16 protein-coding genes are annotated in these 13,418 nt (G+C 60.8%); 9 read left to right on the top strand and 7 right to left on the bottom strand.

Going from position 1 to position 13,418, the window contains the following annotated elements:
- Positions 1 to 182 precede the first annotated feature (182 nt).
- The 5 genes from P3T24_RS23465 (at position 183) to P3T24_RS23445 (ending at position 6,100) form a co-directional block, all read left to right on the top strand.
- Positions 183 to 1,034: a hypothetical protein gene (locus P3T24_RS23465; RefSeq protein WP_429438288.1), complete on the top strand. Its 852-nt coding sequence runs from the start codon at positions 183 to 185 to the stop codon at positions 1,032 to 1,034.
- A 41-nt stretch (positions 1,035 to 1,075) separates the two neighbouring features.
- Positions 1,076 to 1,513 carry a MarR family winged helix-turn-helix transcriptional regulator gene (locus tag P3T24_RS23460; protein WP_429288651.1) on the top strand — a complete coding sequence of 146 codons (438 nt, stop codon included), beginning with the start codon at positions 1,076 to 1,078 and terminating at the stop codon, positions 1,511 to 1,513.
- Between the two features lie 39 nt (positions 1,514 to 1,552).
- Positions 1,553 to 3,103: an efflux transporter outer membrane subunit gene (locus P3T24_RS23455; protein WP_429438285.1), complete on the top strand. Its 1,551-nt coding sequence runs from the start codon at positions 1,553 to 1,555 to the stop codon at positions 3,101 to 3,103.
- A 44-nt stretch (positions 3,104 to 3,147) separates the two neighbouring features.
- A complete protein-coding gene (locus tag P3T24_RS23450) occupies positions 3,148 to 4,437 on the top strand; it encodes an HlyD family efflux transporter periplasmic adaptor subunit (protein ID WP_429438282.1) in 1,290 nt (429 codons plus the stop codon).
- Between the two features lie 103 nt (positions 4,438 to 4,540).
- Positions 4,541 to 6,100, top strand: a complete 1,560-nt coding sequence (locus P3T24_RS23445) for a DHA2 family efflux MFS transporter permease subunit (RefSeq protein ID WP_074268184.1) — start codon at positions 4,541 to 4,543, stop codon at positions 6,098 to 6,100.
- A gap of 48 nt (positions 6,101 to 6,148) precedes the next feature.
- Here the strand turns inward: P3T24_RS23445 and P3T24_RS23440 are convergent, their stop codons facing one another.
- The gene (locus P3T24_RS23440; RefSeq protein WP_429438279.1) at positions 6,149 to 6,589 is read right to left on the bottom strand and encodes a hypothetical protein; all 441 of its coding nucleotides are present in this window, start codon (positions 6,587 to 6,589) and stop codon (positions 6,149 to 6,151) included.
- Positions 6,590 to 6,859: 270 nt separating this feature from the next.
- Positions 6,860 to 7,462 carry an NAD(P)H:quinone oxidoreductase gene (gene wrbA / locus P3T24_RS23435; RefSeq protein WP_429411832.1) on the bottom strand — a complete coding sequence of 201 codons (603 nt, stop codon included), beginning with the start codon at positions 7,460 to 7,462 and terminating at the stop codon, positions 6,860 to 6,862.
- 232 nt (positions 7,463 to 7,694) lie between these two features.
- Here wrbA and P3T24_RS23430 point away from each other — a divergent pair, with 232 nt between their 5' ends.
- Complete coding sequence (locus tag P3T24_RS23430; RefSeq protein WP_429438276.1) at positions 7,695 to 8,222, top strand: GNAT family N-acetyltransferase; 528 nt, start codon at positions 7,695 to 7,697, stop codon at positions 8,220 to 8,222.
- Positions 8,223 to 8,314: 92 nt separating this feature from the next.
- Here the strand turns inward: P3T24_RS23430 and P3T24_RS23425 are convergent, their stop codons facing one another.
- Both P3T24_RS23425 and P3T24_RS23420 read right to left on the bottom strand, forming a co-directional pair.
- On the bottom strand, positions 8,315 to 9,376 hold the full coding sequence (locus tag P3T24_RS23425) for an alkene reductase (protein WP_429288658.1): 1,062 nt from the start codon (positions 9,374 to 9,376) through the stop codon (positions 8,315 to 8,317).
- A gap of 84 nt (positions 9,377 to 9,460) precedes the next feature.
- Positions 9,461 to 9,763 (bottom strand): ArsR/SmtB family transcription factor, encoded by a 303-nt coding sequence (locus P3T24_RS23420; RefSeq protein WP_074268189.1) that lies wholly within the window; start codon positions 9,761 to 9,763, stop codon positions 9,461 to 9,463.
- Positions 9,764 to 10,026: 263 nt separating this feature from the next.
- Between P3T24_RS23420 and P3T24_RS23415 the strand changes: the two genes are divergently transcribed.
- A complete protein-coding gene (locus P3T24_RS23415; protein WP_429411838.1) occupies positions 10,027 to 10,347 on the top strand; it encodes a DUF4148 domain-containing protein in 321 nt (106 codons plus the stop codon).
- 304 nt (positions 10,348 to 10,651) lie between these two features.
- On the opposite strand, the gene P3T24_RS23410 is transcribed toward P3T24_RS23415, so the two are convergent.
- Entirely contained in the window at positions 10,652 to 10,885 is a 234-nt protein-coding gene (locus tag P3T24_RS23410; RefSeq protein WP_074268191.1) for a hypothetical protein, read from the bottom strand.
- 95 nt (positions 10,886 to 10,980) lie between these two features.
- A complete protein-coding gene (locus tag P3T24_RS23405; RefSeq protein ID WP_429438273.1) occupies positions 10,981 to 11,445 on the bottom strand; it encodes an Lrp/AsnC family transcriptional regulator in 465 nt (154 codons plus the stop codon).
- A 134-nt stretch (positions 11,446 to 11,579) separates the two neighbouring features.
- On the opposite strand from P3T24_RS23405, the gene P3T24_RS23400 reads away from it, so the two are divergent.
- On the top strand, positions 11,580 to 12,209 hold the full coding sequence (locus tag P3T24_RS23400) for a LysE family translocator (protein WP_429438271.1): 630 nt from the start codon (positions 11,580 to 11,582) through the stop codon (positions 12,207 to 12,209).
- 137 nt (positions 12,210 to 12,346) lie between these two features.
- On the top strand, positions 12,347 to 12,667 hold the full coding sequence (locus P3T24_RS23395; protein WP_429438268.1) for a YnfA family protein: 321 nt from the start codon (positions 12,347 to 12,349) through the stop codon (positions 12,665 to 12,667).
- Positions 12,668 to 12,769: 102 nt separating this feature from the next.
- Here P3T24_RS23395 and P3T24_RS23390 read toward each other — a convergent pair whose 3' ends face one another.
- Positions 12,770 to 13,276 (bottom strand): DUF1993 domain-containing protein, encoded by a 507-nt coding sequence (locus P3T24_RS23390; protein ID WP_429438265.1) that lies wholly within the window; start codon positions 13,274 to 13,276, stop codon positions 12,770 to 12,772.
- Between the last annotated feature and the right edge of the window lie 142 nt (positions 13,277 to 13,418).

The raw sequence follows: 13,418 nt of genomic DNA, 5'->3' as shown, positions 1-13,418 counted from the left end.
GAGTTCGAAGCGATGTTCCGTGTTCTCCTCCGAGAGGGTTGCCCGCTGATGCGGGCTTTTTTTTGCGCGACGCAGTGGGAACCTGTCCCACGCTCGCTGTTGGCGTTAGCCATTTGGACGATATGGCTATGGATGAACGCGCTACATAGAATGGTCAGTTCTTCGAAAAAATTCAGGCAACGTTGCAACTCGAACTTCCGACCATCGATTCACCAACAGAAGTCGCCCACCGCTTTTCTGACATTGCCTATCGCGGAATCCAGTGGGACTTGAGTCATCTCGATCCGTTTGCGTTCAGGGTGGATCTCGGACTCGGTACTGACATTACGGTCCTCGTGCTCTACTCGTGCCATTGCTTCTCGCATAGCATCCAGTGGGATAAACGTCCGCGTGATGCGATACCTGCTCACGAGGTCTACTTCGATGGCAGGGAGCATCGGATTTTGAACCCGCAGCGATACGAACTCTCCCGCCGGTTCCTGCCGGACATGGTCTCCAATCTTTCTAACCGGCGGATCACGATCGCCAACGAGAAGATGCCGAACTTTGTCACTATCGAGAATGTGAATGCGGACGGAACGGCCTCGCTCTATGCCGTCTTTTTCGAGGTGAAAAAGGATAAGAGTCGCAGGTGTCGTCTTGTACTGCGCGTACAGTCAGCATATCTGCTGGACAGCGGGCTGACGAACCGCCAGGTGAAAGGTGGGAAGATTGCGTTTGAGACGCTGTTACGCTCTACCTACCTCGGCAAGAGGGCTCGCGGCTGCGGATACAAAGACAAACGGCCACCTTTCGGTGGCCGCCGCATGCGGGGTTCTCTATCTGTCTTTCGACAAAACTCCCACTCCTGGTGGGACCCGGTTGCCCGGGCGGCGCTACGTTTTTCGCACCCGCTTGTACGTAGTTTTCAGGCGTTCATGCTATCCGCGATGAGCTTTCTGGTCAAGGGAACTCAGCCTGCGGCGCAACGAGAATCGTCTGATACGGCGAGGGGGGGCTCCTCACCCCCTAAAATCTCGCTTGACAATATTTGACATGTCAGATAATATGCATTGCAACGATCACGGAGTCAGCGATGGATCACTACACGAAAGAACGGTTTCAGTCGGAGGAAAGCATCGGCTTTTTCATCAACAAGGCCCGCAACCTCCTGATCGCGGAGTTGGACAACGCGCTGAAGGACCTGGAGATCACCAGCCAGCAAATGGGTATTCTGCTGTCTATGCAGCGCGGCGTTGCGACCACGCCGTTCGAGTTGTCGAAGTTCCTCGGTATCGACACCGGCCTGATGACCCGAATGCTCGACAAGCTCGAGTCCAAAGGCCTGCTGGAGCGCTCGCGTAGCCTCGAAGACCGGCGGGTGGTCAACCTGACACTCACGAAGAAGGGGCTCGATGTCGCGAATCAGATTCCCGACATCGCACCAACGGTACTGAATCGGCGCGTCAAAAGCTTTACCAAAGAAGAGTTCAAAGAGTTCGGCCGCCTGCTCAAGAAATTCCTTGAAAGCTGAGAGGCATTTTTTTTACCCATATATCTGACAGGTCAGAGAATGAAGTCACAGTTAAATGGAAAGATCGCGGGTTTGCGGCTCGCGAAGGCCAGCGTAACCGTGATCTGCGCGGCGGTGCTGTCGGCGTGCGCCAACTATGCGGGCATCTCGAGCGACAAGCAGATGGCGCAGCCGCAGAGCTTCGCGACCCAGCAGAGCATCCCGTCGGATCAGGGCCGCTGGCCGGCAACGGATTGGGCCAACCAGTTCGGCGACGCGCAACTCAAGGCACTGCTGGCCGAAGCACTGCAGGGTAGTCCGACACTCGCGCAGGCTCGCGCCCGTATCGCCGCTGCCGCGGCATATACCGAAACGGCGAAGTCGAGCACGCTGCCCAAGGTAGGCGCGAGCTACTCGTTCACTCGCGAGCAGTACTCGGGTACCGCGTTGATCCCGCCACCTTATGCCGGCAGCTGGCAATCGGAAAACGAGGGCTTGCTGACGGCTTCGTACGACCTCGATCTGTGGGGCAAGAATCGCGAGGCGCTCAAGGCTTCGATGTCGCAACTCCAGGCAAGCGAAGCGGATGCGGAGGTCGTCAAGCTGACCTTGACCTCGGCGATCGCGCGCAACTACAACCAGCTGGCCCGGCTGTACGCATTGCACGACATCGCGCAACAGGAGGTCGAGCAGCGCGAGCAGATCGACCGCATCACGGCGGGTCGCATTGCCAACGGACTGGATACCGAAGTCGAGCGCAAAACGGCGCAGGCCAATCTCGCCACCAGTCGCGCCACGCTGGCCTCGTTCGACGGCAGCATCGTCACCACACGCTATCAACTGGCTGCTTTACTCGGCGCAGGTCCCGATCGCGGCCTGTCGATTGCGAGGCCCACGCTCGGCATTGGCGATGAGGTGCGTTTGCCCGATAACCTCCCGGCCGATCTCGTCAGCCGTCGCCCGGATCTGGTGGCGGCCCGCTGGCGCGTCGATGCGCTGACGCACGACGTCAAGGAAGCCAAGGCTGAGTTTTACCCCGACATCAACCTGAGCGCGGCTATCGGTCTGGATGCGTTCGGCTTCGGCCGTTTCCTGACCGCAGCAAGCCGCACCGCCAACGCGGGGCCGGCGGTCCATCTGCCGATTTTCGACGGCGGCGAACTGCGCGCGCAACTGAAAGGGCGCTACGCCGATTTTGACGATGCCGTCGCGGGCTACAACCAGACGCTCGTTACGGCGCTCTCGGAAGTCGCCACGCAGCTCGCGCAGATCCGTTCCACCGACACCCAGCTCGGCGACGCCGAGGCTGCCCAGGACGCCGCGCGCAGCGCTTACCAGTTGGCGCTAACCCAATACAAGGCGGGGCTGACGAATCAGCTCACGGTGCTGAATGCCGACACCAATGCACTCGCTGCCGACGAGTCGGTCGCCAATCTGAAGATGAATCGCCGCGATCAGCAGATTGCGCTCGCGCAAGCGCTCGGCGGCGGTTACACGGAGGACACCGGTGCCAGTGCAGAGGCCAACGCAGGCACTGGCGAGCGGTCCAACACAAGCAGCCAGCCGGATGCATCCGCGGCTCGACCCAACCCTGTCGTCGCCGCACGCTAAGGCGCGTTTTGCGACACCTTCATTCTTTGCCTGGAGTCATTGAAATGAGCGATACAACCACTATCGAGCGCGCGCCGGCCCAAGCCGGACAACCCGAGCAGACCGGACAGCCCGAGCAGGCTGGCCAGGGCGACACGCAGAATCCCGGCAAGCGCAAGCTTATGCTGATACTGCTGGCCGCCACTGTCGCGGTGGCCGGCGCTGCCTACGGTGGGTACTACTACACGATTGGGCGCTTCGAGCAGTCTACCGACGACGCCTATGTAAGCGGCAATCTCGTGCAGTTGACCCCGCAGGTCAGCGGTACTGTGGTTGCCGTCAACGCGGACGACACGCAGATCGTCAAGCAGGGTGATCCGGTGGTCACGCTGGACGGCGCCGACGCAAGGGTCGCACTCCTGAACGCTGAAGCGACGCTCGGCCAGACCGTGCGGCAAGTCAGCGGTCTCTATGTGAACAACGACTTCTACGCGGCAAACATCGCCCAGCGCGAGTCTGACCTGGCGCGCGCGAATGACGATCTGAAGCGTCGTGAAGCCGTGGCCGGAACGGGGGCCGTGTCGGGAGAGGATATTTCGCATGCTCAGGACTCCGTCAGGTCCGCAGAGGCGTCGCTCGAGGCAGCGCGTCAGCAAGCCGAAGCAAATCACGCGCTGACCGACCGTACCACGATTGGCCAGCATCCGGATGTCCAGGCCGCGGCGTCGAAGGTGCGCAATGCTTACCTCGACTACGCACGCAATACCTTGCCCGCGCCGGTGACCGGCTATGTCGCGCGTCGCTCGGTGCAGGTCGGCCAACGTGTTGCCCCAGGCACACCGCTGATGGCGATCGTACCGCTCGACGGGGTGTGGGTTGATGCGAACTTCAAGGAAGGGCAACTGCGGCACATGCGCATCGGTCAACCCGTCACGTTGACGGCTGATGTCTACGGATCGAATGTCCAGTATCACGGCAAGGTGGTGGGCTTTTCGGCCGGCACCGGCGCGGCTTTCGATGTATTGCCGGCGCAGAACGCCACCGGCAACTGGATCAAGGTCGTGCAGCGGCTGCCGGTGCGCGTACAACTGGACCAGCACGAACTTGATGCGCATCCGTTGCGGATCGGTCTGTCGATGCAGGTCGAAGTGAATACACATGACGAGTCCGGCACCCAGTTGGCCGCTGCAGTCAACACGACGTACCGCACGGATGTATTCGCCCAGTACGGCGCGGCAGCCGAGGCCCAGATCGAGCAGATCATCGCCCAGAACATACCGCTCAGCCAGGGCGCATCGAAGGGTACTCCGCAGAAGATCGCCGTACGTCACGCGACATCGCGGAACGCCGGTTGACCTTCAACAGCCCACGCAGACGCCAATTTTTTTGCCGTATTAGCTGACAGGTCAGATAGACGTGCACGCTCTCTGACCGTCGATCCTTCCGACGGGTGATGAAATGAATCAATCGACCAATCCCGCTGCACTCGCGCCGCTCTCCGGCGGCAAGCTCGTGCTGGCGACTCTCGCCGTGGCGCTGGCCACTTTCATGAACGTGCTGGACTCGTCGATCGCGAACGTCGCGATTCCGACCATCGCCGGTAACCTCGGCGTATCGGTGGACGAGGGCACCTGGGTGATCACGCTGTTCTCGGCCGCCAATGCGATCTCGATTCCGCTCACCGGGTGGCTGACGCAGCGGGTCGGACAGATCAAACTGTTTGTCTGGGCGATCCTGCTGTTTGTGGTGTCGTCGTGGCTGTGCGGCCTCGCGCCGAACCTGCCGGTGCTGCTTGCAGCGCGGATCGTGCAGGGCGCGGTGGCCGGTCCGCTGATCCCGCTGTCGCAAGCGATTCTGCTCGGTTCCTATCCAAAGGAAAGGAGCTCGCTTGCGTTGGCGCTGTGGGCGATGACTGCGACTGTCGGTCCGATTGCCGGCCCGGTGTTAGGAGGCTGGATCACCGACAGCTATTCATGGTCATGGATCTTCTATATCAACATTCCTGTAGGCATCTTTGCCGCGGCGGTGACGTGGGCCATCTATCGCGAGCGCGAAACGCCGACCAAACGTCTGCCCATCGACAAGGTAGGTCTGCTGTCGCTGATCGCCTGGGTGGGCTCGCTGCAGGTGATGCTCGACAAAGGCAAGGATCTCGACTGGTTCAACTCGCCGGTCATCGTCGCGCTAACGGTGTTCGCGTTGATCAGTTTCGCTTTCTTTCTGATCTGGGAGTTGACGGAGAAAAATCCGATCGTCAACCTGCGGTTGTTCGCAGGACGAAATTTTCTTGGCGGAACCGCGGCGATTTCGGTGGCGTATGCCGTGTTTTTCTCGAACCTCGTGCTGTTGCCGCAATGGATGCAAGAGTATCTGAACTACCGCGCCGTCGATGCCGGTCTCGTCATGGCGCCACTCGGCATCTTCGCCGTGCTGCTCTCGCCGGTCATCGCGAAGCTCCTGCCGCGTTCCGATGCCCGCGTGCTTGCGACCCTGGCGTTCCTCGGTTTTGCGGCCGTGTTCTTCATGCGCTCGGGTTATACGACGGGCGTCGATACTCGCACGCTCGTGCTTCCGACTTTGCTGCAGGGCTTCCCGACCGGCTTTTTCTTTGTGCCGTTGACCGCGATCATTCTCTCGGGACTACCTGCCGAGAAGATTCCCTCTGCGGCTGGTCTGTCGAATTTCGTGCGCGTGTTTGCCGGCGCCGTAGGGACTTCGCTAGCGAGCACAGGCTGGAACAATCGCCAGATCCTGCATCACGCGCGCCTCGCGGAACAATCGAGCGTCGACAATCCAACCTTTGTTTCCGGGCTCGATGCAGTGCAAACGACACTCGGCGGTGGTTCGCATCAGGCGCTCGCATTCTTCGAACGTTCGCTCGACGCGCAGGCGGCCATGCTTGGCCTCAATGACATCTTCTGGCTCTCAGCGGTGATCTTTATCGCCATCATTCCGCTGATCTGGTTGACGAAACCGGGTAAGGGCAGTGCGGATGCAGCGGCTGCCGCTGCGCACTAAGCAGTCCCGATCGTGCTGCCGCGGCGCGTGGTACTACGCGCCGCTCGCTCAATGGCTTTTTATATACCAGGTTGCATAGCTGACGACGAGCGCGACCTTGCACACGCATTCGACTAACGAGAGCGTGAACAGCTCGTGCGAGATCGTGTATTCGAACGGTAGCGTAGAGGCGACCGCGAACACGCTCGATGCGCAGAGGAAAACAAACAGGGTGCGTGCATACCGAACCCCGAAAAATGCCGCGGCACCCACTGCCAGTAGCAGGCATTTGGCGAGCATCAGCGCGAGGAAGCGCGTGAGGCCATCAGTGGGGTTCAGTTCCCAGGGTGTTTCGACGATCGACCATGCACACACCAATGCGATGCAAACCAGCATCGCGCGTCGCGCGAGCGGGGCGGCCTGTGCATGCGACGCCCGTACGTGTTGCTCGTGTGCGGCGTCGATGTGCGCGCGGCGCATGTGACCGTCCCATGTATCTTCAACGTTCATGAGTTTCTCCGTCAACGGACCGTGCTGTTTACGCAGTCTGCTTGATATAAGACGGCAACCCAAATTAAATTTTGTTAAACCCCCCAATTTTATGGAGGTTTTTTTGTTTTGGGCTTATGTCGCGGTCTCAGGTGAACGTTCTGTGTCAGCGCGGTGACACAACGAAGCACTCATTTAGTGTGACTAGTCGGCGCGCGCGTTGCTCACGTGTCGCGCGCCGCGTTGGCATTCACGGCCCTCTGCGTTCAGGCCGCGCTCGTGCCAGTGCGCTTAACTAGCCAACTTCGCCGCGATTCCGGCAACGTGTTTTCCCTGGTAGCGTGCGATTTCCAGTTCGTTCTGCGTTGGGTGGCGGCTACCGTCTGCACCTGCCATCGTTGTCGCGCCATAAGGTGTGCCGCCCGTGATCTCGTCCATTTTCACGAGTCCTGCACATGCGTACGGCACGCCCACGACCACCATGCCGTGGTGCATCAACGTGTTATGGAACGAGGTGATGGTGGTCTCCTGGCCGCCGTGCTGCGTGCCGGTCGAAGCAAACACGCTGCCCACCTTGCCGACCAGCGCTCCTTTCATCCACAGGCCGCCGGTTTGATCGAGGAACGTCCGCATCTGGCCGGCCATATTGCCGAAGCGCGTCGGCGTGCCGAAGATAATGGCGTCGAAATTCGCCAGATCGTCGGGTTTGGCTACGGGCGCCTTCTGGTCGAGCTTGACGCCGTGAGCCGCCGCCTGATCGGCCGGAATGGTTTCGGGCACGCGCATGACCGTGACCTCGGTGCCTGGCACCGAGCGGGCGCCTTCGGCCACCGCTTCCGACATGGTTTCAATGTGGCCATACATCGAGTAGTAGAGAACCAATACTTTCGCCATGATGTCTCCTGGGGTGAGCGGCCGCGCCTGACGGGAAGTGATGCGTTTGAACGGCCTGCGCATCTAACAGTAGCACCGCTTTTGCGCGCGTGGGCGTAACCTGTGTGCGCGTGGAGCGCCTGGCCGGCGTTGTCGTTGGGTAACTGATCTGCAGTGAACCCGGGTTTTGGAGTGTGCGACACTGCCTTCTGTTAGTCATCTGTAGCGGACGCTTATGCTGGATCCGTTTGCCATGAGTTATCGTTTCGCTGTGCCTGATGAGGCAGAGGTGGTGCGGGCGATCGAGTACGAAGCCGCGCAGCGTTTTGCTATGGTTGGCTTGACCGGCATTGCGGACGCCCGGCCGATGAATGCGGACTTTGTGCGCCGGAAGATCGAGGCGTCGGAAATCATCGTAGCGGTGAACGATACGGGGAACTGTGTCGCTTTTGTGATGTTCGCGCGATTGGCGACGCGTTTTTATATCGAGGAGCTCGATGTCCTGACCACATGGGCGGGGCGGCGCATCGGGGCCAGGCTGATCGACGAGGTGGCCGTGCTCGCCCGTCAAGCGGGTGTGCCGCAGCTGGTGCTATCGACGTTTCGCGATGTGCCGTGGAATGCGCCGTACTACCGGCGACTGGGTTTTAGCGTGATCGAAAGCGAGCGCCTTGATGCGAAATTGCGGGCAATCCGCGCCGCGCACGTAGCGCGCGGGCTTGACGAAACAAAACGGGTTTTTATGTACCGCGATGTGACTGCGGCGGACGCAACCGGGTAACACATTCCGGTTGCGTCCGCCGCACGTTCAGGCGTGACTTGCGCTCATTGCAACGCGCGATGCAGTGCCTGTTGCAGCACGTGTTCCTGCGCTTACTCCACCGTTTCCAGCGCCGGATAATCCGTGTAACCCTCTTCGCCTTCGGCGTAGAACGTCGCCGGATTCGGCTGGTTCAGCGGCGCATTCAGTTCGAAGCGGCGCGGCAGATCCGGATTGGCGATGAACAGTTGACCCCACGCCACGGCATCCGCTTCGCCTGCGTCGAGTACCTGTTGTGCGGACTCCTTGGTGAATCTTTCGTTGGCAATGTACGGGCCGCCGAACGCCGCCTTCAGTTGCGGGCCGAGGCGGTTCTCGCCGAGCGCTTCACGTGCGGCGATAAACGCGATCTTGCGCTTGCCGAGTTCACGCGCGACATAGCCGAACGTCGCTGCGGCGTTCGAGTCGCCCATCGTGTGTGCGTCGCCGCGCGGCGCGAGGTGCATGCCGACGCGATTCGCGCCCCAGACTTCGATACACGCATCCACCACTTCGAGCATCAGGCGAGCGCGATTTTCGATCGGGCCACCGTATGCGTCGGTGCGCTGATTCGTGCTGTCCTGCAGGAACTGGTCGAGCAGATAGCCGTTCGCGCCATGCACCTGAACGCCGTCGAAACCAGCGGCCTTGGCATTTTCAGCACCCTTGCGGTACGCCTCGACGATGGCGGGAATCTCGGCCAGATCGAGCGCGCGCGGCGTCACAAACGGACGCTGCGGACGCACGTGGCTCACATGGCCTTGTGGCGCGATGGCGCTCGGCGCAACAGGCAGGTCGCCGTTCAGGAAGATCGGGTCCGACACGCGGCCGACGTGCCACAACTGCAGGAAGATCTTGCCGCCTGCCGCGTGAACCGCGCTGGTGACAAGCTTCCAGCCTTCAACCTGTTCCTGCGACCAGATACCCGGCGTTGCTGCGTAACCCACGCCCTGTGGCGTGACCGAGGTGGCCTCGCTGATGATCAGGCCGGCCGAGGCGCGCTCGGCGTAGTACTTCGCCATCAGTGCGTTCGGCACGCGGACGTCGCCCGCGCGTTGACGCGTCAGCGGCGCCATGATGATGCGGTTTTGCAGCGTGAGATCGCCAATTTGCAGCGGGTCAAAAAGCGTCGGCATAAGTATTCACCTTTCCTGGCGGGCAGCGGCCCGGGACAATAAGAACAGCGTGATGAAAGAAGCGCGGCGAGGCAGACGCACGTGTCAGAGATCCGTGTTCATGTGCTCGAGAAACGCCTGGATGACGGGCTCGTTGCGTTTGAAAAACACCCACTGGCCGACCCGCTTCGACGTGACGAGCCCGGCGCGCTGCAATGCGGCCAGGTGCGCCGACACGGTGGACTGCGACAGTCCACAACTCGCGTCGATCTTGCCGGCGCACACGCCGTGATCGAGCGGCAACTCCTGATCGGCGAAGTGCGCTTGCGGGTCCCGCAGCCGCGCCAGAATCTCGCGGCGGATGGGATTGGCTAGCGCCTTGTGGATCGCGTCGATGTCGATGGTCATCAGTGAGGTTTCAGTCATGAACAGCGGTACAGGGGCCGAAGCGGCCCGGCATCTGCATCGCAACGGGGCGAATTATATATCGGATATTTGCGATATACGTCAAACCACTACTGTTGATGAGGTTGATTGACGCCCGCAGATCAGGGGCGCGATGCCACGTATTCGGATACATTGACGGTTCCCATGCTGAGGTTTGATTGGGAATCGTATGAAGCATCGACGAGAGATGTCTTTTAGATCCTGCATTCGACTGGAGATAATCAATGAGCTTTTCACCTTCGAAGAAAATGGCTGTCCTCCTCGCATCGGCCGCACTCATGATTGGATCGGCTGCACCTGTATTCGCCCAAAGCAGCGGGGGTGCTTCAGGCGGCGACGCAGCCGCTGCGCCGGCGACCCCGGCATCGGCAACCACCAAGGCTCAGCGAAAGGCGGCGCGCAAGCAGGCGCGGGCGAAGAAAAACGCCGAATTGAAGAAACTGGAGGCGAACGGCTATAACCCATCGCGCAATGATCCGAACTATCCGACAGACCTGCAGAACGCAGAGAAGAAGGCGGGGGCCGGTCAGGCTGCGAGTCAGTAAAAGCGGGTAAGGGCGGGCGCGTTGTGCTTCACTTGTGCTTCACAACGACGCCTGTTTTAGCACGTTCATCAATCGCCCTTTTTCTTGCGGGCGCTCGGCATGACGCGCACGGAGGGCGAGCGCGCAAGTAGGTGATGGCCGGGTCGTCAAGCACGGATTAGAGGGAGCAGGGCAGGCGCATGAACGCAACTAACGGTCAAGCCCGCCGGCGCCACCCGAATTCGCGGCGGGCGGGGACGCGATCCAAAGCCTCCTCCACCGCGCGAATCTCAGCGGCTACGCAAGATTGCGACAGCTAAGCCACTCACCGGTTGCCGTCAAGCAGATCTCCGAGCAATTCGTCGAACGCTGCTTGCGCATCTTCCAGTTCCTGCAGTGCCGCGTCGAAGGTCTGCAGCGCAAATTGCGAGGGGCGCCCTTCGCCGGTGGGCGGAAATTGCGACTGCAGGGAAGTGAAAGCCGACTGCACGCGTTGTGTGGCAGTCAGTACGCGCTCCATCGCGCGCGATTCTTCGGCTCGCGCCTGTTCGTGATTCATCGAGAAAACTCCGTGGTTCATCCGGCGAGAACGTCATGCCGTGCCGTACCGGCGACTATGCCACGACTGTTGGGCGGCGCGCACCATGCCACGGATCAGGCGAATGGCAGGCCGCCATTGGACTTGATTTCGCGTAGCGACAGCGAAGATTCCACAGATGTCACACCCGGCAGGCTGCGCAGTTCGTCACGCATGAACGCGCCGTAGTCGTCGAGATCGCGCGCCACCACCTGCAGCACGTAATCTGCGCTGCCCGACACGTTATGACACGTGAGGATGCGGGGAATCGCCTGCACTTCGTGCTCGAAGCGGGTCGCCACCGCGCGATCGTGCACCGCGAAGCGAACATAAACGAACGCGACTACGCCGAAGCCGAGCGCCGAACGCGACAGCATGGCCCGGTACCGCTCGATATAGCCGGCGCTCTCGAGACGCTTTAGCCGACGAGCGCAAGGGGTCTCGCTGAGGCCGACAACCTCGGCCAGCCGGGCGTTGGATATGCGGCCGTCATTTTGCAGCGCGGCCAGGATCGCGCGGTCGGTTTTATCGAGGTCGTCCATGGAGAGGGGAAAGATCTACTGGATTCCACTATGTTAGCGTATTCCCCCAGCGTACTGAGATTTGTCTATGTAAATCGCCAGAAAAACCTCGTACTTCGACAGCAAGATAGAGCCTTGATAAACGTGAGGCTCCTATGATTTCCGCGCACCTTCTGATCGTCTTCGTCGCTGCATTGCTTATCGTCTACGCGGTGCCAGGGCCGGACATGGCGCTCTTGCTACAGACAAGCATCGGACGCGGCGCACGCACCGGATTTGCTACCGCGGGCGGCCTCGGTCTCGCACGGGCGACCCATGTGACCCTGTCGGCGTGCGGGGTCGCGGCGCTGCTGCGTAGCGCGCCATGGCTCTATGAGGTGGTGAGGTACGGCGGTGCCGTCTATCTCGCATGGATCGCCGTACAGATTTTCCGCTCGCCGGTATTCGCGTTGCCCGAGGGCGGAATCGCGGCGGGTGGGCCGCGGCCGCTGCGGACCGCCTTCGTCAAAGGCCTGCTCACCAATCTGCTGAATCCTAAAGCGCTGCTGTTCTGCTCGGTGCTGCTGCCGCAGTTCGTGCGGCCGGAAGCAGGGCCGGTCGCGTTGCAGATGATCGAACTTGGCGTGATCCTGGTCGCTATCGGCGCATGTTTCGACATAGCCTGTGCGATTGGTGCTGCGCGTATTGCAGGCTGGATGCGCTCGCATCCTCTCGCGCAAACACTGCAGCGCTGGACGTTCTCCGCTGCCTTGATCGGTTTCGCGTTGCGTCTGTCGCTTGACTAGCCGCGCGTACGCCATTGATTGCACATGGCCGGGGTGCCGTGAGTGAGGTGATTATGTTAATAAAGGCGATAGACTCGAGCGCGCCTCGCGCGCCGTGGTCTGTCCATAACCAATCACCATCAAAACCTCGCCGTTGAATGAAGACCTTTCTGCTGTACGTCCTGACCGCCGTCGCCGAGATTCTCGGCTGCTATCTGCCGTGGCGCTGGCTGAAAGAGGGCGGCTCCGCATGGCTGCTCATACCCGGCGCGCTCAGTCTTGCCGTGTTTGCGTGGCTGTTGACGTTGCATGGCGCGGCCGCCGGTCGTGTGTATGCCGCTTACGGCGGTGTGTACGTCGCAGTGGCGATCTTGTGGCTGTGGTGCGTCGAGCAGGTGCGGCCAACACTCTGGGATCTGGCCGGTGTCGCGTTCACGCTGGCTGGGATGGGGATCATCGCATTCCAGCCGCGTGTTTGAGTTCGCGGCCGGCACGACTTTCTATGCCGTGTGAGTAGCTGCCTGACGCTCCAGGCGCTCCGCCCAGGCAGCCCCTTCACCGGCTGACTCTAACAACGGGCGTTACCGAGCGCCGAGATAGTCGAGTTTGCCGAGTTCGACGCCGTTGTGACGCAGGATGTCATACGTCGTCGTGACGTGAAAATAGAAATTCGGTAACACGAACTGCAGCAGATAGTTGAGGCCTGTGAACTCGACCGGCCCATTGCGCATTTTCAGCGTGACGGTGCGTTCTTCCGAGCCGTCGATCTGCGCCGCATTGAATTCCTTCAGGTAATCAATCGTTTTCTGGATACGAGCCTGCAACTCTTCGAACGTCACCTCGACGTCGTCGTACTTCGGCGGCTCCACGCCGGCGAGACGTGCGGCGCAGCCCTTGGCTGTGTCGGTCGCGATATAGACCTGACGCACGAGCGGCAGCATGTCCGGGAAGAGCCGGGCGCTGACAAAAATTGACGGGTCGATCTGCTTTTCTGCCGCGTGCGCCTCGGCCTTGCCGAGAATGCTTTGCAGGCAGGTCAGACCGCGCACCAGCACGGGCACGGAGGCTTGATACATCGAAATTGACATGGAACTTTCCCCTGATTCGCTCAGATTCTCTGACGCACGTGCGGGATTGCCGCACGAGACAACGTAACGACTGGTTCGCCGCTGCAGCATCATAGCGCGGCCCGCGTGACGCATCCAGGACATAGCCATCCGGACAACTGTT

Origin of the sequence: Paraburkholderia sp. GAS33 (assembly GCF_050436645.1) — a bacterium.
Lineage (GTDB): Bacteria > Pseudomonadota > Gammaproteobacteria > Burkholderiales > Burkholderiaceae > Paraburkholderia > Paraburkholderia phenazinium_B.
The sequence above is the reverse complement of the archived record's forward strand: the minus strand, read 5'-3'. Positions and strand labels throughout refer to the sequence as shown.